This is a genomic window from Amycolatopsis oliviviridis, assembly GCF_014654365.1.
GTDB classification, from domain to species: Bacteria; Actinomycetota; Actinomycetes; order Mycobacteriales; family Pseudonocardiaceae; genus Amycolatopsis; species Amycolatopsis oliviviridis.
Genome location: NZ_BNAY01000002.1, coordinates 223,241 through 244,143, shown reverse-complemented (window position 1 = coordinate 244,143; position 20,903 = coordinate 223,241). Strand labels below are relative to the sequence as shown.

Here is a 20,903-nt window from a genome sequence, read left to right as displayed (position 1 = left end):
GTGGCGAAGGTCAAGGTCGGCGACCTCGACGTCCATGTCCAGCGCCTCGGACCCTCGGACGGCGACGCGCCGGTCGTGGTGTTCGTGCACGGTCTCCTCACCGACAGCCTGGCGAGCTACTACTTCACCCTCGGGCACGCCTTCGCCGAGCAGGGGATCGACGTCGTCATGTACGACCTTCGCGGTCACGGGCGCACCACCCGGCCCGCCAGCGGGTACCGGCTGGAGGAGTTCGTCGCCGACCTCGACGGCCTGCTCACCGCGCTCGGGATCGACCGGCCGGTGCACGTGGCCGGGAACTCGTTCGGCGGCTCGGTCGCCTTCGGGCTCGCGGCCTCGCGCCCCGAACGGGTCGCCAGCGTGATCGCCATCGAGGCGGAACCGCCGGTGCGGGCCTGGGCCGGGCATATGGCCGAAGGGCTGGCCGACGCGAAGAACCGGCTCGCGCACGACGAGGTGATCGGGTGGATCGCCGAGAACCACGGCGCGCACACCGCCCGGCTGTCGAAGGCGGCGTACCGGATCCTGGCGGCCACCACGCTCGCCGAGGACATCCCGCTCAGCCGGACCATCGACGACGACCTCGCGGCGGTGCGCTGCCCGGTGTTCGCGCTGTTCGGCGACCGGTCCGGGCTCGCGGCACAGGTCCCGGACCTGGAGGCGAACCTCGCTCGCTGCCGCACGGTCGTCCTGCCCGACCAGGGGCATTCGGTGCTCGTCGAGCGCACCGAGGAGACGTCGGAGCTCCTTCTGGGCTGGGTTCGTGAGCACTCGTGCGAGACGGCGGCCTAGGTGGGCAGATTCCTCTTCGTCACGCCGCCGCTCACCGGGCACGTGAACCCGGCGGTGGGGGTCGCCGCCGCCTTGACCGCGCGCGGGCATCAGGTCGCCTGGGCGGGGCAGCCGCAGGTCATCCTGCGGCTCGCCGGCGACGGCGCCGACGTGTTCCCGTGTGCCGTCCCGCGAGGACTGCCCGAACGCGACGCGAGCCTCAAGGGACCGGCGGCGTTCCGGTTCCTGTGGGAGGAGTTCCTGATCCCGCTGGCCGAGGCGATGGCGCCCGGGATCCGCGCGGCGATCGCCCGGTTCCGGCCGCAGGTGGTGGTCGCCGACCAGCAGGCCATCGCGGGCGGACTCGTCGCCGACGGGCTCGGCCTGCCCTGGGTCACCTCCGCGACGACGTCCGCGGAGCTCGTCGACCCCCTGGCCGGGATGCCCAAGGTGGCGGCCTGGCTCGACGACCTCCTCGAAGGCCTGCGTACGCGGATCGACGGCGGCCCCGCCGACCCCAGGATGTCCCCGCACGGCGTGCTCGCGTTCACCACCCGGGAACTGCTCGGCCCGGCCACGCTGCCGAAGCGGGTCCGGCTGGTCGGGCCGTCGATCGGCGGGCGCGCGCCCACCGGCGACTTCCCGTGGGACCGGCTCGACCCGAAGATGCCGACCGTATTCGTCACCCTCGGGACGGCCAACGCCGACGCCGCCGGGGACTTCCTCGACGCGGCCGCCCGGGGACTGTCCCGGGTCGCCGGGATCCGGACGGTCATCGCCGATCCCAGCGGAGCGGTGGGACAGGTGGGGGACACGGTGCTCGTGGTGCCGCGGGTGCCCCAGATGGCGTTGCTGGCGCGGGTGGACGCCGTCGTCTGCCACGGCGGGCACAACACGGTGTGCGAAAGCCTGTGGCACGGGGTGCCGCTCGTGGTCGCGCCGATCCGGGACGACCAGCCGATCGTCGCCGGGCAGGTCGTCGACGCGGGCGCCGGGGTCCGGCTGCGGTTCGGCCGCGCGAAACCCGACCGGATCGCGACCGCGGTGACCAACGTGCTGGACGATCCGGCGTATCGCTCGGCCGCCGAAAAGGTGGGCGCCTCGTTCCGGGAGGCGGGTGGCGCCGCGACGGCGGCCGATCACCTGGAGGCTCTACTCGGCTAGACCTTGAAAAGCCCACGTGTAGGGACTCTCCTGGAGGGGTACCAGCTTTCCGAAGGTGTGTCCTCGTGCTGGGAGTCGCCGTGACCACAGTGAAGACATCGCCCCGACCGGAGGCCATCCGCTTCGGCGGGCGGCCTCGCGCCCCCAAAGGCTCCGCGTTCCTCAGTGTCGTCCGCACCACCGACCACAAGACCATCGGCCTGCTCTACCTCGGCACCTCGTTCGCGTTCTTCCTCGCCGGCGGGTTCATGGCGCTGCTGATGCGCGGCGAACTCGGCAGGCCGGGGTTGCAGTTCCTTTCGCAGGAGCAGTACAACCAGCTGTTCACCATGCACGGCACGATCATGCTGCTGCTGTACGCGACCCCGAATCTGTTCGCCTTCGCCAACTACATCCTCCCGCTGCAGATCGGGTCACCCGACGTCGCGTTCCCCCGGCTGAACGCGTTTTCCTACTGGCTCTACCTTTTCGGCGGCACCATGACGCTGACGTCGTTCGTCACGCCGGGCGGCGCACCCGACTTCGGCTGGACGGCCTACACGCCGCTCTCGGCCGCCGCGCACGCGCCCGGCGTCGGCGCGGATCTGTGGATCATGGGCCTGATCGTGTCCGGGCTGGGCACGATCCTCGGCGCGGTCAACATGATCACGACGATCCTCTGCCTGCGCGGGCCGGGAATGACCATGTTCCGGCTGCCGCTGTTCACCTGGAACATCCTCTTCACCACGATCCTCATCCTGATCGCGTTCCCCATTCTCACCGCCGCGCTGTTCGCGCTGGAAGCCGACAGACGGCTGGGCGCCCACGTCTTCGATCCGGCGAACGGCGGGGTGATCCTGTGGCAGCACCTGTTCTGGTTCTTCGGCCATCCCGAGGTCTACATCGTCGCGTTGCCGTATTTCGGCATCGTGACCGAGATCGTCCCGGTGTTCAGCCGGAAACCGTTGTTCGGCTACAAGACCATGGTGTTCGCGACGATCTCGATCACCGCGCTGTCGATCGCGGTGTGGGCGCACCACATGTTCGCCACCGGCGCCGTGCTGCTGCCGTTCTTCTCGATCATGACGTTCCTCATCGCGGTGCCGACCGGGATCAAGTTCTTCAACTGGATCGGCACGATGTGGAAGGGACAGCTGACGTTCGAATCGCCGATGCTGTGGTCGGTCGGATTCATGGTGACGTTCCTGCTCGGCGGGCTGACCGGGATCATCCTCGCCTCACCACCGCTGGACTTCCATGTGCACGACAGCTATTTCGTGGTCGCGCACTTCCACTACGTGCTGTTCGGCACCATCGTGTTCGCCACTTTCGCCGGGATCTACTTCTGGTTCCCCAAGATGACCGGCCGGATGCTCGACGAACGGCTCGCGAAATGGCATTTCTGGACCACGTTCATCGGCTTCCACACGACGTTCCTCGTCCAGCACTGGCTCGGCAACGAAGGCATGCCGCGCCGCTACGCCGACTACCTCACGTCGGACGGATTCACCACGCTCAACACGATTTCCACGATCGGCGCGTTCCTGTTGGGCGCGTCGGTGCTGCCGTTCCTCTGGAACGTCGTCCGCAGCCACCGGTTCGGGGAGGTCGTCGAAGTCGACGACCCGTGGGGACACGGGAACTCCCTGGAATGGGCGACGACCTGTCCGCCTCCCCGGCACAACTTCTTCGACCTGCCGAGGATCCGGTCCGAACGGCCGGCGTTCGAACTCCACCATCCGCACATGGTTCCCCGGCTGCGCGCCGAGGGCCACTCCGGCCGACCGACGGAATGAGGTACCGCGCATGATCCCGATGGACGTCGAAGGGATGGCCGTCCTGGCGCCGGAAGCCGCACCGGTGATGCTGCTGCGGGAGCGCGAGGGCGAACGCCGCTGGCTGGCGATCACGATCGGCGGCCCCGAGGCGAGCGCGGTGGCGCTCGCGCAGGAGAAGATCCGCCTGCCCCGGCCCGGCACGATCGAACTGATCGGGAAGGTGGTCGAGTCGTTCGGGCACCGGGTCACCGGGGTCGAGGTCACCGCGCTGCGGGACGGCATCTTCTTCGCCGACCTCGTGCTCGATTCCGGGATCCGCGTCTCGGCCCGGCCGAGCGACGCGGTCGCGATCGGACTGCGCGCCGGGGTCGCGATCGAGGTGGCGGACTCGGTACTGGAGGTCGCTTCGGTCCGGGTCGAGATCGTGGGCGCCGGGCCCGACGCGGAACTGCCGTCGGTGCCGCCGGATCCGGCCGCTCAGGAACGGGAGGTCGAGGCGTTCCGGGCGGCGCTGGACAAGATCGTGCCGGAGGACTTCGGTGACCTGCCGCCCGACCCCGGCCACTGACCCGTGCAATGAAGGGGCCTTTCATAGCAAATTTTGCTATGAAAGGCCCCTTCATTGCGGTTAAGTACTACTGCTTCGCCAGGCCCCGTTCGATCGCCTCGATGATGCGCGGCCGCATCTCGGCCGCGCTGATGATCGCGTCCACCGAACCGACCTTCACCGCACGCTCGATGCTGTGCACGCCGTCGAATTCCGAAGCGACCGCGCCCAGCTTCTCGGCTCGCACCGAAGACTGGACCTCGGCCAGTTCCGCGGCCAGCGCGGCGCGTTCGGCGCCGGTCGCCCCGCTGAGCTTCTCCGACAGCGACCGCACCCGCTGATCCGCCGCGGTCCGCGCGTTGACCTCACCGGAGAACACGACCGCCGCGGCGGGCGCCCCACCGAGCACGGAGGCGAACGAGCCTTCCAGTGCCAGCACGGTCATGTTCGGGTTCAGCGCCTTCGAGAAGACCACGAACGCACCGCCGTGGTACCGCGAGATCACGGTGAACACGATCGGGCCTTCGAAGTTGACGATCGCCCGGCCGATCTCCGCGCCGTACTCCAGCTGGAGTTTCCGCATCGACTCCGGCGAACCGTCGAAGCCGGACAGGTTCGCCAGCACCACCAGCGGCCGGTTGCCGCTGGCCGCGTTGATCGCCCGCGCCGCCTTCTTCGACGACCGCGGGAACAGCGTGCCCGCGGTGTAGGTGTCCGGGCCGTCGGTGGGCGGGAAGCCGCGGCGCGGCACCGAACGCGATTCGATGCCGAGCAGGCAGACCGGCCGCCCGCCGAGGTGCACGTCCTGCACGGCCGCGGTCTCCGCGTCGGCCATGCCCGGCCAGCGCTCCAGCACCGGGTGGTCCTGGTCGGACAGCGCGCGCATCACGGTGCGGATGTCGAACGGCTTCTTGCGGTCCGGGTTGGCCTCCCGCGAGAAGATCTGGCCGACCGTGGTGAAGTCGCTGTCGACGGCCGCGTGCGGGAACGACGAGATGTCCCGCTCGATCGGGTCGTTCGTGACCGCCTTGCGCGGGCCGGTCTCCTCCGGAGCCACGTAGGTGTGGTCGTAGTGCGACATCAGCACGTCGCGGGCCGCGGCGAGGTTCGGCGCCCAGTACTGCGCCTGGCCGTTCGGGCCCATGACGCGGTCGTAGCCGCCGATGCCGAAGTTGTCCTCGGCCGAGACGCCACCGGAGAAGTCGAGCGACTGCTTGCCGGTCAGCACCATCGCGGAATCCGGCGTCATCACCAGGATTCCCTTGGTGTGCATGAGCATCGTCGCTTCGGCGTTCCAGTACGGCTGAGCGCCGACGTTGATCCCGGCGACGACGATGTTGATCTCGCCACCGTCCTGGGTGAAGTGCACGATCCGCTTGAGCGCGGCCGCGACCCAGTCCATGTTCTCGGTGCCGGACTCCATCGAGATCCGGGCGCCCGCCGAGAGCGCGTACCACTCCAGCGGGACCCGCAGCCGCTCGGCGAGGTCCAGCGCCGCGATCACCCGGGAGCACTCCGGCTCAGACAGCGCGCCGAGCGCCTTCGTCGGGTCGCCCAGCAGCACCACGCGCTTGACGCCCTCCGGGTGCCGCTCGGTCGGCGTGGTGACCACACCGGCGACGATCGCCGCCTTGTTGCGCCCCTTCTTGCGGTCGACCGGGACGAGCGTGTTGGTGTCGTCCATGTCGTACTCGCTGAACGAGCCGAGCATCTCGGTCAGCTCGTACGGGTACACCGTGTCGCGGCGGCGGGCGCGCAGCACGTTCTGGCGGTAGTCGTCGAGCGGGAGGATCGGCTCGGTGGTCGGCTCGGACAGCGACATCTGCACGCCGCCGCTGACGTCGTAGCCGATGCGGACGGCGACCTCGGTGACGTCACCGGTCACCCGGTCGCGTTGCCTGCCGAGGAACTGGACCTCTTCGAGACCGGCGCCCGCGGTCGACGGCTGGACGCGCTGCGCGACCGTGTCCAGTTCTTCGCCGGTGAGCTCACTGGTCGGCCACACGTACAGCATGATCCTGTTGGTGTCGAAGCGCTTCTTCGGCGGAAGCTTCGCCTGCACCTCGCGGATCGCGTCGAGGCAGCCCGCCAGCGTGCCTTCGACCGCGGGCAGGGCCAGCAGCTTGCCGTCGTTGTCCCGCAACGGGGTCAGGTCACGGACCTGCGCGAGCGCGACCAGCCGCTGATCCGCCGGGTTCATCGGCGAGACGCACTTGAACAGGTAGACGTCCTCGTCCCCGGACGGCAGCCGCGTGAGGTCGAAGTTCGCCAGCCGCTGCAACTGCATCCGCTGGGCGATCAGCGGGTGCAGACCGCGGATCAGCCGCTCCTCGCTGAAACCGGTCGAGGACGGGCGGAAGGTGAAGTGGTGGTGCGTCACCGCGCCGCCGTGCCCGGCGACCGTGGTGGTGACGCGCCGGATCCGGCTCGGCAGCGACTCGGCGGTGAGGATCTCCCGCAGGCCCGCCGCCATCGCGTCGTCGTCGGCCGACTCGTCGTCCCAGGTCAGGTAGAGGTCCGCCTCGACGTCGGTGTCGGCGGGCAGCTGGGCGGCGAGATCGGCGACCGCCTTGATCGCGCCGGGCAGCCCGGCGCGGTCGACGGCGGTGGTGGCCATGTGGAATCGCTCGTTCTCGTCGGCGTAGTCACCGGTGACGAAGGTGCAGCCGCCGACGGTGACCTGCTGGACGCCGGTGAGCGCGCGGTTGCCGTAGTAGCGGCGGCTCAGCACTTCGAGCAGCGGGGTGTGATCGGTGCCGGGGCGCCCGATCCGCTGTCCGAGCAGGCGCACCAGCGGTTGCGCGCTGGCCTGCATGCTCGCGATCCGCTCGGCGCGGTCCGGCGAGTCGGGGTTCAGGTCGAGGTGACGCAGGTGCTTGCGGACCTCGCTGTACACCTCGGCGCGGGTGCGGCGGAGCAGCGGCTGGGCGAACCAGCGGAACACCACGCTGCGCGCGAGGTCGCCGACCACCGGGAAGCGGAGCTGGGTGGCGGCGATGAGCGCTTCCAGCGCCTTGCCCGCCGGCTCGCGCATCGACTCGAACGGCTGCGCCTCGGTGAGCCACTGCCGCAGCAGCGCGGTGACGACCGCGACGTCGGACGAGGTCCGCTGCTGGGCGAGGAAGATGCGGAAGACCGCTTCCTCCAGCTCCGGCGTCCGCTCCAGGTCCGTGATGCCGTAATGCGACAGGACCTTCTTGAGCTTGTTCTGGAACGACTCCGACAGCCCGGCGCGTTCGACGTCGAGGCTCTGCAGGTAGGTGTGGAAGAACTCGCGGGAGCTGTGCACCCGGTTGTCCGTCTTCGCCTCTTCGCGCGCCGGCTTGTTGCGCATCAGCTCGGACAGGTCGGCGAACACGGTCAGCAGTTCGACCTCGCCCTCCAGCGGGCGGTCGCCGTTGTCCTCCAGCTCGGCGCGGGCGGCCAGATACGCGCTGAGCGTGCGGCGCTCGTCGTGCGGGTCAACGTCGAAGCCGAGCAGGAGGCTGCGCAGGTCCTGCTGCCCCCGCGTGATCCGCTGCGCCGCCGACGTGCCGTTCGGCTCCGACGGGAGCTCGATCTCGACGCTGCCGGTGTCCTCGGCGACCTCTTCGCCTTCCTCCGCCACCGGTTCGAGCCGCAGCAGGGGAGCGCCGGTCTCGACCTGGCTGCCGACCGAGACGACGCACTCGCGCAGCTTCGCGCGGAACGGCGCGCGAAGCACCGTCTCCATCTTCATGCTTTCCAGCACCAGCACGGGTGCGCCTGCCTCGACCTCCGCTCCGACCTCGAGCGGCGTCGCGACGACGAGCGCGGGCGCGGGGGAGCGGACGACGCCGCCCTCGTCGCGGCTGATGCGGTGGGTGACGCCGTCGACCTCGACCAGGTGGATCGGCCCGTGCGTGCCGGTGACCAGGCGGAACCGGCTGCCGTTGACGGTGATCTGGCCGGTGTGCTCGTCGAACCGGTCGACCTCGACGTCGGCGGGGTGGATGTCGCCGCCGCCCGCGGAGACACCGACGCGGAACCGGCGGTGGCCGATCCTGGCCACGCTCACCCGGTACGCGGCGCCCCGCAGTTTGAGGTCGAGCGGACGGCCGCTCTCGTGCTGAACCTGCGGACGGCCACCGTGCGCGGTGGACAGAAGCCGCTGGCGCTCAACGGCTTCCTCGTCCTCGTAGGCCTCGATCGCGGCGGCCGCGAGCGCGATCGCCGAGTGGCGGTGGGTGACCAGCTTGCCTTCGCCACGGACGCGGTCGATCCAGCCGGTGTCGGCGCTGCCGTCGATCACCTCGGGCTGGTCGAGCAGGTCGAGGACGAAGCTCTTGTTGGTCGCGCCGCCCTCGATGATGACGGTGGTCTGCGCCATCGCGCGGCGCAGACGGCCGAGCGCCTCGTCACGGTCGCGGCCGTAGGCGATGATCTTCGCGATCATCGAGTCGAAGTCGGCGGGGATCGTGTCGCCTTCGCTGACCCCGGTGTCGACCCGGATGCCGGGTCCGGCGGGCAGGTCCAGGCGGGCGATGCGGCCGGGCGACGGGGCGAAGTCGCGGTCCGGGTCCTCGGCGTTGAGCCGCGCTTCGACGGCGTGCCCGAACTCGGCGGGCTGGACGCCTTCGAGCTTGCCGCCGGAAGCGACGTGCAGCTGGGCCTTGACCAGGTCCATGCCGGTGGTCAGCTCGGTGATCGGGTGCTCGACCTGCAGGCGGGTGTTGACCTCGAGGAAGGCGAACAGCTTGTCACCGGGGTGGTAGAGGAACTCCACGGTGCCGGCGCCGCGATAGTCCACGGCGAGCGCGAGCCGCTCGGCGGACCGCTTGAGCTCGTCGGCCTGCTCGGGGCTCAGGACCGGGGAGGAGGACTCCTCGATGATCTTCTGGTTGCGGCGCTGCACGGAACAGTCGCGGACGCCCAGTGCCCACGCGGTGCCCTGACCGTCGGCGATGACCTGGACCTCGACGTGCCGGGCGCCGGTGACCAGGCGCTCCAGGAACACGACGCCGCTGCCGAAGGCCCGCTCGGCCTCCAGGCTGGTGCGCTCGTAAGCGTCCTTGAGCTCGTCGGCGGAGGTGATGACGCGGATGCCGCGGCCACCACCACCGGCGGTGGCCTTGAGCATCAGCGGGTAGCCGATCTCACCGGCCGCGCGGATGGCTTCGTCCAGGTCCGCGACGGCGCCGCGGCTCCAGGGCGCCACGGGCACGCCGACCTCTTCGGCGATCAGCTTCGCGCCGATCTTGTCGCCGAGCTTGCGCATCGCGTCGGCGCTCGGCCCGATGAAGGTGACGCCCAGCCGCTCACACAGCTCGGCGAAGGCAGGGTCCTCGGCCACGAAGCCCCAACCGACCCAGGCCGCGTCGGCCCCGGTCTCGGTCAGCGCCCGTTCCAGCACGGCGAAGTCCAGATACGGACGCGCCGACGCCGGCCCCAGGTTGTGGCTGATGTCGGCTTCCCGCACGAACGTCGCCGACCGGTCCGCGTCCGTGTAGAGAGCGACGGTCTCGATCCGCTGTCCGGTCTCCGCCGACAGCTCGCGGACGGCATGGATGAGCCGCATCGCGGCTTCTCCGCGGTTGACGATGGCGACACGACTGAACACCGACTGAGCCTCCCAAGTACGCAGCACAACAGGGTGACGTCCCGCCGGATCCCGCGCGGGACAGTCTCCTGTACCTGTCTAACAGCCTGCCTCTTACCGGCCGGTACGAGAATGTCGTCGGTGGCGCATGCCGAGGGCCGGTGCTTGTAGGAACCCACCAAAAAGTGTCCTGGAACACCTAGTAGGGGCCCTGATGACGTGATGAAGTGGACAATCGGGGGCCGGACTTGCTAGCTGGGTTCGTGAGCTGTCATCAGGTGTTCACGCCCGGTTTCATCGGGATTGCCGGGACGGCTGGTCCGGCGCGGGCGCTCGTCGAGGCGCTGGGCGTCGAGGGTTGGTGCCGGGGGTGCTCACTTGAGGTTCGTGGCCGTTTTTCGGCGACGGTGCTCGGTGGCGGCGCTCGGCTGGGGCGCTCGGTTGGGGGACGAGGCTACGGGTCTCGTGTCGAGGGGTGATGCTCGGGCAGGGCGGCGTGGTCGTTTTTCGGCGACGGGTCAGAACGGTGGCGGTTCGTTCTCCGGGGACACTGTCGGGTGGGGTTCGTGCAGGGGTGGTGGTTCGCTGGTGTGGCGCTGTCCGGTCGGGGTGGTGACGGTCAACGTGCCGTCGGGCGCGAGGTGATAGATCCAGCCGGGTTCGTCCTTCAATCGATGATCACGACGGCACAACGCGGCGAGATCGGCGGCGCTGGTGTGACCACCGAACTGCCACGGCACCGAATGATCGAGATCGCAGGCCTGCGCGACACGGTGACAACCGGGTCTTCGGCATTCCCGATCCCGCACCCGCACGAACTCGCCGAGACCGGCGGTGGGCCGGTACCGCTCCCGGCCCAGATCCAGCACCTGCCCGGACAACGGATCAGTGATGATCCGCCGCAACACCGTATCCGCACCGGTAGCGATCTCCCGCGCCAGCGACGTCGGAATATCACCATGCCCCGCCAACTCCGCCGGATCCTCATTCAGGCCGAGATACGTGGCCAAATCCATATAGAGAAACACCTCCGCCCGCTCACCCCGACCGCCCTGCCCACCCAGCAACAGATCCAACGCCACATCGGCACGCAACTGATCCAAAGTGCGCGTCTCACCACCGGCCCGTAACGCCCGGGCCTCCCGATCGATCCGCGTATACGCGGCAGCCACCTTCTCGACGGGGCCGTCTTCGACCTCGATCGACGCCACCCCGCTCTCGCCCTGCCGCACCATCAGACGACGCCCGGCACGACTGTGCTCGGTACGCCGCGCGGCCCCTTCCTTGTCCACCACCCCCGCCGCGTGACTCGCCGCTTTCCGGATCTGCTCGGTATTCCGGCCCTCCAGCCGATCCTCCAGCATCGCATCCGCGGCGCGCGCGTCGTCGTCGGACAGCCACGCGGTCGCCGCGGCGACCTTCGCCGCTCCCGCGCCACTCACCAACCCCTGATCCATCAACCCCAACGTGCACGGCAGACGAGTCGTCAACGCCTCCGCCGTCGACACCAGCACCGCGGCATGACCGTCCACAACAGACAGAGCGAACGCCACCTCCTGCACCACGCTCGAAGCACCGCCGCGATGGCGGGACAACCGCGCGATCGCGCGGAACCGGATTGCCTCCAGTCGCGCGATGTCCGCCGACGCCTCCTGCGTGAGCAACACGCATTCCTCGTCGGTCAAAGTAGAAGAATCCTTGTATGAAGCCAAAAAGGCTCTAGAAGTGTCCACGTGGAAAACCGTACAACCACCCACCGACACTTTCGGCCGCGAAGAACTTCGCCGATTTCCGGCGACGGCCGTTTCGGTGGTGGAGCCGCAATTCGCTCCACAATGAAGAACGCTGAGCTAGTCCGACGAGCAGAGAAGCCGCACGCGCAACACGGAGAGGCCAGTGCGGGCGAGCGAGTCAAGCGCAGGACGAAGCCTACTGCGTCGGAGGGGCCAGTTCGACGCGGTTGCGGCCACCTTGCTTCGCCCGGTACAGCGCGGTGTCGGTGGCGACGAGGAGGTCGTCGACGCTGGTGATGTTGGCCGCCGGGTACAACGCCCCGCCGATCGACACCGTCAGGTCGGTCAGCACGGTGTCGCGATCGGGCAGGGCGACGGAGACCACCGCCACCTGGTGCCGGATCCGCTCGGCCACCTGGCGCAGGGTCTCTTCGCCGTGGATGTCCGGGATGACGATCGCGAATTCCTCGCCGCCCCACCGTCCGCACACGTCCTGCTCGCGGATCTCGGCGCGCAGCGCGTCACCGACCGCGCGCAGGACCAGATCGCCGTTGGGGTGGCCGTAGGTGTCGTTGATCGTCTTGAAGTTGTCGAGGTCGAGGAACAGCACGCCGAGTTTCCGCCCGGCGCGGGTCCGGCCCAGGAGCTCTTCGGCCAGCTGACGCCAGCGGCGCTTCGTGACGAGCCCGGTGGTGGCGTCGGTGTGCGCGTCGCGCCGGTACTGCGTCAGCAGCAGCCCGCGGTGCAGCGCGACCAGTGCGATGACGACCCCGACCAGGACCAGCGGGTTGGCCTGGACGAGGACGACGGCCGTCACGAGACCCAGGCCGAGCGCGCCCGCTTCGAGGATCTGGTCGCCGAACCCGGAGAACAGTTCGCCGATCGACTTCGGGGGCGACGAGAGCGCGATCGCGATCATCACCAGCACGGTGTTGATCGCCCAGCGCAGAGCCGCGGCCACGACGATGACGGCGAGATCGCCCAGCCCGGTGAGCAGGCCGGACTCGGGCGGACCGGGGTAGTGGTGCATGCCGAGGCTGAGGACGACGACGGCGGCCTGCGTGCCACAGAGCACCGTCGCGGCGGAAAAGATCCACCGATGGGGGAGCACCGGCCGCTGATGTGGCCAGATCCGCAGCCATGCGATGGTGTAGGTCACGACCACCATCGCGGCGGCCAGCACCGGCGGCAGCGCGATGACGGCGGCGACGCTCCAGACCGCCTTGGTGTCCACGTAGGCGACCGACGGGGCCCTGTCGTATTCCCGTTGGCGTTCGATCTGCCGGGTGCCCTCGATCGCGATGGCCGCGCACAGCGTCAAGACGCCGAAGCGGACCAGGTCGGTACCGGTCACCGGGACCAGCCAGGCCGTGGCGGCGGTCGAGAGGACCGCGATGAGATTCACGACCAGGACGTAGGAACGCACAGGTCGCGGCAGGCTCCACAGGTGCCAGGCCCTGAGCCGCCGCGCGCCGCCTAGTCGTCCGTTCACGCACCCTCTTCCGTCGGTGATCTACACCGTAATCGAACCGGGACTGCGACGACCGTCGTTGTCCGGACGATAAGAGGCGCGGCCGCGAATTCCCCCGGACAGCCCAACCGGAACGAGGGAGGTGCACCGATGCAGGACAACAACTGGTGAATGTTTTGCCTGATCCATCGCTATTTCGAAGGAGGTGAACGACATGCGGGACAACAACTGGACCACTCGGCGTGACAACAACTGGACGTGAGTGATCGCCCCCACGAGCGCGCGGCTTCGCGAAGGGAGGTGACCGCAGTGCGTGACAACAACTGGACGACCCGTCGTGACAACAACTGGACGTGATGAACCGATCGGCTCAGGAATCATGCTCGCCAGCGGGTGTCGTCCCGCCGACCGGCCCCACGGGATCTCCGTGATCACCGGGGCCGCGGCGGGACGACACCGCCCGTGACCAGCCCATTCCGGCGACGCAGGCGACCAGTACCCCCGCGGCGGCCGCGACGGTGACCACCGTGGTCGGCGCGAAGATCTGGGCCAGCAGCCCGGCGGCCGCGATCCCCGCCGCCTGGGCCGCCCGCAACGCCGCGATCGCGACCCCGATCACCTGACCGCGATGGGCCGACGGCGCGGCGAGGCTGTACTGCGTCTGGGTGATCATGTCGTGCGCGGAGAACACGCCCGAGAGCGTCCACAGCACGACGATCGTGACCAGGCCGGATGCCCAGCCGGTCGGGATCAGCACCAGGCTGCTCGCCACCGTCAGCGCGCCCAGCACCTTGACCTGCCGTTCGCGCGGGATCCGGCTCAGCAGGATGCCGCCGAGCACCGACCCGACCGGGTTCGCGGCGAGCAGCCATGGCAGCGCGCCCGTGCCGCCCAGTTCGGCGGCGACCGGGACGGCGAGGCCTTCGGGCACGACGTAGAACCCGCAGCAGCAGGCGATGAGCAGCAGCCAGCGCAGTTTGCGGTCGCGGGCGACCAGGCGGCAGCCGGCGATCAGGGAAGGGTGCTTGTGGTGGCTCGGCGCCGAGGGTGGGTAGCGATCGAGTCCGAAGCGGAGCATGAGCGCCGAAAGCGCGAACGTCCCCGCGTCGATCAGCAGCGCTCCGGGGACACCGAGGCCGGCGACGACGGCAGCGCCCGCGCCGAAGCCCACCACGAGCCCGGCCTGATAGGTGGACGAGATGATCGCCTGGCCGACGACCAGGCGATCCGGGTCGAGCAGATCCGGCAGCATCGCCTGGCGGGCCGCCTGGAACGGCCCGGCCAGCAGCTGCACCAGGAACAACAGCCCGACCGCGACGGGCAGGGGCAGGCCGGGCACCGCCATCAGCGCGATCAGGACCGCGCGGCCGACGTCGGTCACCACCATCACGGTGCGCCGCGAGAACCGGTCCGCGACGCCGCCGAGCGCGCCGCCGACGAGATCGGGGACGAAAGTCAGCGCGTACGCCGCCGAAGCCCAGCCCGCCGACGACGTCCGGTCGAACACCAGCACCGTGAGCGCGACCCTGGCCAGCTGATCACCGGCGATCGACAGCAGATGCGCGAGCCAGATCCGGCGGAATTCGGCGACCGCGAAGACGCTGCGGAACGACGCCGCCCGGGCTGGCATGCGCTTCAGGCTGTCGTGAAGCGACCACTTCACGCAACCCCGAAGATCTTCGAAAAATATCCGCCGCCGTGTCGAACCGCGGGGTACTCGTTCGACGTGTGAGTAAGAGAAGGAACGGAGAATCCGATGTCGCATTCCTTGGGCCCGCTGGCGAACAACCTCGCCGCCTACGCCATCTACTCGACCGCGCAGACCGAGATGCGCCACGCCTACAAGCTGATCGAGGCGGGCGACTACCTCGGCGCCGCCGCGGAGATCGACTCCGCCGCGCACGCCGCCGAGGTCCTCGCCCGCGCCACCTCCGAACTGGACGCCGAACGTGCGCAACGATGGCTCAGAGTCGTCGCCGCACGGAGACGGTTCGCCGAACAGGCGCGGGTGCGGGCCTCGGACACCGTCCTGACGCTCGCCGCGTGAGTCAGCCCGCCGTCATGACTTCGTGCGAACGGAAAGCGCGCCGGTAAATGACCGGGCTGACGCCGGTCGTACGTTTGAACCGGTCGCGGAACGAGGTGGGCGAACCGAAACCGACCTCGGCGCCGATCCGTTCGACGGCGTACTGGGTGGTCTCCAGAAGATGCTGCGCCTGCCGGATCCGCGTCCGGTGCAGCCATTGCAACGGGGTCGTCCCGGTCTGTTCGCGGAAATGCCGGATGAGCGTGCGGGTGCTCATCCCGGCGCGGGCGGCGATGTCGGCCAGGCTGAGGTCGCGAGCGAGGTTCTCCTGCATCCAGAGCAAAGTGGGTTCCAGCGCCGCGCCGCGGGGAGCCGGGGGATGTCGCAACGCGATGAACTGCGCCTGTCCGCCCTCGCGTTCCAGCGCCATCACCGAAAGGCGGGCTGCGTCGGCGGCGATCGCGGCGCCGTGGTCGCGGCGGATCAAGTGCAGGCACAGGTCCATGCCCGCGGCGGCGCCCGCCGACGTGAGGATCTGCCCGTTGTCGACGTAGAGCACGTCCGGGTCGACGTCGATCTCCGGATAGGCGGCGGCCAGCGCCTCGGCGGCGATCCAGTGCGTGGTGGCGCGGAGGCCGTCGAGCAGGCCCGCGGCGGCGAGGATGAAGGTGCCGGAACAGATCGAGGCGATCCGCTTGCCCTTCGCGGCGGCCGAGGTGAGCGCGTCGCGGACGGCGTCCGGCACCGGCCCGGCCGGGTCGGCGGTACCCGGGACGATGATCGTGTCCGCCTCGCGCAGCGCCTCCAGTCCCCACGGGGCACGCAGGGTGAAGTGCCCGGCGTCGACCTCCGGACGCTCGGCGCAGACGATCACCCGATAGCCCGCGTTCCCGTCGGCGAGCCGAGTCCTGGCGAAGACCTCGATCGGCGTCGAGAGGTCGAACGGGATCACCTTGTCCAGCGCGAGGACCGCGACGGTGTGCATGCCCGCAACCTACCCGCCCGATGGCGAGATCTCGTTGGAAGACGTCATTCACGCCACTGGGAGCGGGCTCCGTCCGGTTCTAGCGTCGAGCCATGATGATCATCGCGCCGATCCTCGTCGGCCTCGTCTACGTCGTGCTGATGTCGCTGATCCACGAGCCGCACCGTCGCCGCTTCAACGCCGTCATGGTGGCGGGTGCCGGCGCCGCGTACTTGAGCGGCGGCGGCCTCGGGATCTGGGAGTTCGCGTTCACCGCCGTCGTGACCTATGTGGCATACCGGGGCCTGGAGTCCTGGACGTTCATCGGCATCGCGTGGCTGTTGCACACCGGCTGGGACGTCGTGCACCACCTCAAGGGAGCTCCGATCATCCCGTTCGCGGAGCATTCCTCGTTCGGCTGCGCGATCTGCGACCCGGTGATCGCGATCTGGTGCTTCACGGGCGGGCGATCGGTGACCGATTTCCTCCGCGCGCGTGTCGTTTTCCGCCGCGCCCGTTCGACGTTTCAGTAAGACGACCGAACGAAGGGAGAACGGGATGACCGTGATCGTCGCGGGGAAGGTATACGTCGACCCCGAGGAACGGGACAAGTACGTGGCGGGCCATCAGGTGATCGTCGAGAAGGCGCGGGCTCACGCCGGGTGTCTCGACCTGGTGATCTCGGCCGACACGCTCGAGGCGGGCAGGGTGAACATCTTCGAATACTGGGAGTCGGAGGAAGTGCTGAACGCGTGGCGCGCGATCTCGCCGAGGCCGACGTACTCCGCCGAGATCCTGACCGGGGAGGTCTTCAAGCACCAGGTTTCCCACTCGGGGCCGCCGTTCGACTGACGGTCCCCGCCGGGTCGGGACCGAGGATCGGACTCCATCGCCGCAGAGCGTTGACCGTCACCCCGGGCGTCGAATAGTAGGGGTCGGCCCCCAGGATCGCGTCCATATCGGCATCGGCGCCGAACACCAGCAGCGCCCCGGAGTCGTCCTGCCAAGGCCCGGCCATGACCAGGTGTCCCGCGGCGTGCAGTTCCGTCAGCCGTTCCCGGTGGGCGGGGCGGGCGGCCAGCCGCCGGGGATCGTCGTCGAAGGTCAGGTGTAGTACGAACATGTCGCGACGGTAGGACCTGGTTCACCGTCGGCGCTGTATCACGCGATACTGCCGTTCGTGGACGATTTGGGCGCGTTGGCGGCGGTCCCGCTGTTCGCCGGCCTCGACCGGGAGCGCCTGCAGCGGGTCGCGGCCCGGTCGAGCGTCCGGGTGTTCGAAGCCGGCCACGTCGTGGCCGTGCGGGGCGATCCCGCGACCCGGCTCATCGTGGTCGAGAGCGGCACGCTGACCGCCGTCCACGACACCGTCGACGGACGGCGGCTGCGACTGGGCCAGTTTGCGGCGCCGTGCGCGGTGGACAAGGTCGCGGTGCTGGATACCGGCGACCACACCGCGACGTGGTCGGCGGCGACCAGGGCCCGGCTGCGCTTCGTTCCCGCTCGCGAGCTTTCGGCGCTCATCGACGACCTGCCGGGCGTGCGCCGCCATGTCCTGGCCTATCTCGTCCGTGACCTGCGGGATCTGCGGGACGAGCTGGTGCGTGCCAATTTCGCCGACGTCACCACCCGGGTCGCGGCGTGGCTGGCGCGAGCGGCCGGGCGATCCGGGACCACGGTCCTGCCGCCCGGTGCGCAGCAGGGGCTGGCCGAGGCGATCGGCGCCACCCGCGTCTCGGTCAACCGGGCGCTCCGCGCACTGGCCGCCGAGGGCCTGATCAGCGTCGGACCAGGCTCTGTGGAAGTCCTCGCCCCGGAACTCCTCGCCCGCCGGGCCGGCGTCTGACCCGGTCCGGAGCTTGGTCGTTCGGCCGTTTGATGCGAACATATGTTCTATGACGACCGAGGGGCCCATCCTGCACGCCGACCTGGACTCGTTCTACGCGTCGGTCGAGCAGCGGGACGACCCGAGCCTGCGCGGGCGCCCGGTCATCGTCGGCGGGGGCGTCGTCCTGGCGGCCAGTTACGAGGCCAAGGCGTACGGCGTCCGGACGGCGATGGGCGGCGGGCAGGCGCGGCGGCTGTGCCCGGACGCGATCGTCGTCCCGCCTCGGATGCACGCGTACTCGGAGGCGAGCAAGGCGGTCTTCGAGGTCTTCGGCAACACGACGCCGCTGGTGGAGGGCATCTCGATCGACGAGGCCTTCCTCGACGTCGGCGGCCTGCTGAAGATCGCGGGCACGCCGAGCCGGATCGCCGCGCAACTGCGGAAGGACGTCCTGGAGCAGGTCGGCCTGCCGATCACCGTCGGCGTCGCCAGGACGAAGTTCCTCGCGAAGGTGGCCAGCGGGGTCGCGAAACCCGACGGCCTGCTCGTCGTGCCGCACGACAAGGAGATGGAGTTCCTGCACCCGCTTCCGGTCGAGCGGCTGTGGGGCGTGGGCAAGGTGACCGCGCAGAAGCTGCGCGAACGCGGCGTGACGACGGTCGGGCAGATGGAGGGGTTCGGGGAGAAGGAACTCGTCCGGATGCTCGGCCGCGGCGTCGGCACCCACCTGCACGCCCTGGCCCACAACGACGATCCGAGGCGGGTGCGGACCGGTCACCGTCGCCGGTCGATCGGGGCGCAGCGCGCGCTCGGCAGCAGACCGCGTTCACCCGCCGAACTCGACACGATGCTGCTGACCCTGGCCGATCGCCTGGCCCGCCGGTTGCGCGCGGCGCACCGGGTGTGTCGCACGGTGGTGCTGCGCATGCGGTTCGCCGACTTCACCAAGGCGACGCGTTCGCACACCCTGCTGGAGGCGACTGAGCAGACCGGCGCGATCGTCGCGGCGGCCCGTGACCTGCTCGCCGCGGCGAGACCGTTGATCGACGAACGCGGGCTCACCCTGATCGGCCTCGCGCTCACGAACCTGACGAAAGACGACTCGATCCAGCTGGCTCTGCCGTTCGAGGCCAAGCCGAGGGACGCGCTCGACGCGACGCTCGACACCGTCCGGGACCGCTTCGGTTCGAAGTCCATCACACGGGCGGTGCACCTCGGGCAGGCCGAGGAGCCGTGGGTGCCACTGCTGCCGGACTGACCCCGTCCGGTCGTTAGGGTGTCCCGGTGGCGGAAGTCGAGATCTACACCGATGGTGCGTGCAGCGGCAATCCCGGTCCCGGCGGCTGGGGCGCGGTGCTGCGGTACGGCACGGTCGAGAAGGAGATCTACGGCGGGGATCCCGGGCCGACCACGAACAACCGGATGGAGCTGACCGCGCCCATCGAGGCGCTGGAAAGCCTCAAGCGCCGGGTCACGGTGGACATCTACACCGACAGCACCTACGTCCGGAACGGCATCACCAGCTGGGTGCGGAACTGGAAGAACAACGGCTGGATGACCTCGGCCAAGACGCCGGTCAAGAACGCCGACCTGTGGCGCCGCCTCGACGAAGCCGCTTCACAGCACGAGGTCGAATGGCATTGGGTCAAGGGGCACGCCGGGCATCCGGAGAACGAGCGAGCGGACCGGCTCGCCGTCAAAGGCGTGGAAGAGGTCGTGGGACGACCTGTGGTCCAGCCCGGCGAACGGTCCGCTCGGCGTCGTTAGAACGGCACTTACCGCTCACGAGGCTGTTCGCGGTACATGAAGGCCCCCTTGCTTGCGCCTGGCTCCGTGAAGGACCCCTTCATGTACTTGGGTCGGCGTGAAGGGCGAGTTTCCTCGGCTGAGCTGCGTGAAGGGGGCCTTCACGCGCATCCGCTGTGGTACTTGGGGCTTCTGTGGCGGCTGGGGTTCCCGGGGGCGTTGCGGCTGTCCGTGAAGGCCTCCTTCACTACCTTCAGGGTAGGCAAGGAGGCCTTCACGAGCACCTCGGCCCAGCGCACTCCGGGAAGGTGGTGTTGTGAAAGCCACTTTCGCAACCTTCAACGTTGTGAAAGTGGCTTTCACAACGTCCGCCCCGCGGGACGTACTTGAACTGCGGCAGCGGAGCGTTCGTGACATCGGCTCCCACCTGACCACGCTGGGTACAGGTGGTCGTGAGTGGTAAGTCGCGTTCCAGTGGACTCGTATTTGCTTACCCGCTGGTGCGGCTGGCGGTTGAGTGTGAAGGTGACGGGGGAAGATTCTGGCCGTTGAACGTCCGGAATCTTCCCCCGTCACCTCGCCTGCCACGAGACGTGACCGGCACTACCCGCGTGACCTGAAGCGCCACATTTGCCCTACGGCTCAATGGAACTCAAGGGACGTCGTCAGCAGCTGACGCTGACCTTCGCGCTCTTGGCGAAGGAGACGTGGACGTGGTCCATGTGGTTGGCGGTCGCGCCGCCGCGGTCCTCCATGGTGTCCCAGCCGCTGCCGTCGTTGTAGCGCTGGCGCCAGATGACGTAGGTGACGCCGAAGTCCTTCTGATTGGCGAGGATGTAGTCGGCGATGGCGTTGCCGGTGGCGGTGTCCACCATGAAGTCCAGCGCGAGGCCGGACGGGTGGTCGCTGGCGTTCGCGCGGCCGGCGACGCCGCCGACGGTCTTGACGCCGAACTTCGCCTTGACGTGGTTGCCGACCTGGGCGACGTGCGGCTTGGTGCCGGCGAGACTGGTCGAACACGCCGTCGTGGCGGGCACGGTCTTCTTCACCGGGGCGGGGGCCTTGGTCGACGTCGTCGGCTTCGGGGGAGCCGAGGAGGTCGACGGGGGCGGGGTAGTCGTCGAGCTGGAGGGCGGGGTGCTGCTGGTCGACGGCGGGGGAGTCACGCTGGAGACCGGGGGAGCCTGCAGCGCGAGCGCGGCACTGGCCGCTTCGACGTCAGGGGAACCTGCGGTGGTCAGCCACATCGACGCCGGGAGCGCCGTGGCGACCGCTGCCGCGATACCCGCGGGGAGCTTCCACTGCGGAGCCTTGTTCTTGCGATGTCTGCCGGCCATTT

General features: G+C 69.4%; 17 protein-coding genes. 10 read left to right on the top strand and 7 right to left on the bottom strand.

Annotated elements, in window-relative coordinates; all coding sequences use genetic code 11:
* From IE302_RS08615 to IE302_RS08600, 4 genes are all read left to right on the top strand, one after another.
* The gene (locus IE302_RS08615; RefSeq protein ID WP_191253604.1) at positions 1-792 is read left to right on the top strand and encodes an alpha/beta fold hydrolase; all 792 of its coding nucleotides are present in this window, start codon (positions 1-3) and stop codon (positions 790-792) included.
* A complete protein-coding gene (locus IE302_RS08610) occupies positions 793-1,935 on the top strand; it encodes a glycosyltransferase (RefSeq protein WP_191253603.1) in 1,143 nt (380 codons plus the stop codon).
* Positions 1,936-2,051: 116 nt separating this feature from the next.
* Positions 2,052-3,710 carry an aa3-type cytochrome oxidase subunit I gene (ctaD, locus tag IE302_RS08605; RefSeq protein WP_191254718.1) on the top strand — a complete coding sequence of 553 codons (1,659 nt, stop codon included), beginning with the start codon at positions 2,052-2,054 and terminating at the stop codon, positions 3,708-3,710.
* A 10-nt stretch (positions 3,711-3,720) separates the two neighbouring features.
* Positions 3,721-4,260, top strand: a complete 540-nt coding sequence (locus tag IE302_RS08600; protein ID WP_191253602.1) for a bifunctional nuclease family protein — start codon at positions 3,721-3,723, stop codon at positions 4,258-4,260.
* Positions 4,261-4,327: 67 nt separating this feature from the next.
* Here IE302_RS08600 and IE302_RS08595 read toward each other — a convergent pair whose 3' ends face one another.
* The 4 genes from IE302_RS08595 to IE302_RS08580 form a co-directional block, all read right to left on the bottom strand.
* Positions 4,328-9,817: an ATP-binding protein gene (locus IE302_RS08595; protein ID WP_191253601.1), complete on the bottom strand. Its 5,490-nt coding sequence runs from the start codon at positions 9,815-9,817 to the stop codon at positions 4,328-4,330.
* A gap of 497 nt (positions 9,818-10,314) precedes the next feature.
* Complete coding sequence (locus IE302_RS08590) at positions 10,315-11,529, bottom strand: HNH endonuclease signature motif containing protein (RefSeq protein ID WP_191253599.1); 1,215 nt, start codon at positions 11,527-11,529, stop codon at positions 10,315-10,317.
* A gap of 196 nt (positions 11,530-11,725) precedes the next feature.
* Entirely contained in the window at positions 11,726-13,021 is a 1,296-nt protein-coding gene (locus IE302_RS08585; RefSeq protein WP_373307923.1) for a GGDEF domain-containing protein, read from the bottom strand.
* 349 nt (positions 13,022-13,370) lie between these two features.
* Positions 13,371-14,630 carry an MFS transporter gene (locus tag IE302_RS08580; RefSeq protein ID WP_191253598.1) on the bottom strand — a complete coding sequence of 420 codons (1,260 nt, stop codon included), beginning with the start codon at positions 14,628-14,630 and terminating at the stop codon, positions 13,371-13,373.
* Positions 14,631-14,756: 126 nt separating this feature from the next.
* Here IE302_RS08580 and IE302_RS08575 point away from each other — a divergent pair, with 126 nt between their 5' ends.
* On the top strand, positions 14,757-15,047 hold the full coding sequence (locus tag IE302_RS08575; protein WP_191253596.1) for a hypothetical protein: 291 nt from the start codon (positions 14,757-14,759) through the stop codon (positions 15,045-15,047).
* Position 15,048: 1 nt separating this feature from the next.
* Here IE302_RS08575 and IE302_RS08570 read toward each other — a convergent pair whose 3' ends face one another.
* Entirely contained in the window at positions 15,049-16,011 is a 963-nt protein-coding gene (locus IE302_RS08570) for a GlxA family transcriptional regulator (RefSeq protein ID WP_191253593.1), read from the bottom strand.
* Between the two features lie 92 nt (positions 16,012-16,103).
* Between IE302_RS08570 and IE302_RS08565 the strand changes: the two genes are divergently transcribed.
* Positions 16,104-16,523 (top strand): DUF6010 family protein, encoded by a 420-nt coding sequence (locus tag IE302_RS08565; RefSeq protein WP_191253591.1) that lies wholly within the window; start codon positions 16,104-16,106, stop codon positions 16,521-16,523.
* Between the two features lie 25 nt (positions 16,524-16,548).
* The gene (locus IE302_RS08560; protein ID WP_191253589.1) at positions 16,549-16,842 is read left to right on the top strand and encodes a putative quinol monooxygenase; all 294 of its coding nucleotides are present in this window, start codon (positions 16,549-16,551) and stop codon (positions 16,840-16,842) included.
* Here the strand turns inward: IE302_RS08560 and IE302_RS08555 are convergent.
* Complete coding sequence (locus tag IE302_RS08555) at positions 16,802-17,113, bottom strand: YciI family protein (protein ID WP_191253588.1); 312 nt, start codon at positions 17,111-17,113, stop codon at positions 16,802-16,804. The genes IE302_RS08560 and IE302_RS08555 overlap by 41 nt on opposite strands.
* Before the next feature lie 57 nt (positions 17,114-17,170).
* On the opposite strand from IE302_RS08555, the gene IE302_RS08550 reads away from it, so the two are divergent.
* Genes IE302_RS08550 through rnhA form a run of 3 tightly spaced genes read left to right on the top strand, consistent with a single transcriptional unit; the run spans position 17,171 to position 19,585 of the window.
* Complete coding sequence (locus IE302_RS08550) at positions 17,171-17,836, top strand: Crp/Fnr family transcriptional regulator (protein ID WP_191253587.1); 666 nt, start codon at positions 17,171-17,173, stop codon at positions 17,834-17,836.
* A gap of 49 nt (positions 17,837-17,885) precedes the next feature.
* On the top strand, positions 17,886-19,076 hold the full coding sequence (dinB, locus tag IE302_RS08545) for a DNA polymerase IV (protein WP_191253586.1): 1,191 nt from the start codon (positions 17,886-17,888) through the stop codon (positions 19,074-19,076).
* 26 nt (positions 19,077-19,102) lie between these two features.
* Positions 19,103-19,585 carry a ribonuclease HI gene (rnhA, locus tag IE302_RS08540; protein WP_191253581.1) on the top strand — a complete coding sequence of 161 codons (483 nt, stop codon included), beginning with the start codon at positions 19,103-19,105 and terminating at the stop codon, positions 19,583-19,585.
* 644 nt (positions 19,586-20,229) lie between these two features.
* On the opposite strand, the gene IE302_RS08535 is transcribed toward rnhA, so the two are convergent.
* Positions 20,230-20,901, bottom strand: coding sequence for a VldE C-terminal domain-containing protein (locus IE302_RS08535; protein WP_191253579.1), 672 nt, complete (start codon positions 20,899-20,901; stop codon positions 20,230-20,232).
* Positions 20,902-20,903 lie beyond the last annotated feature (2 nt).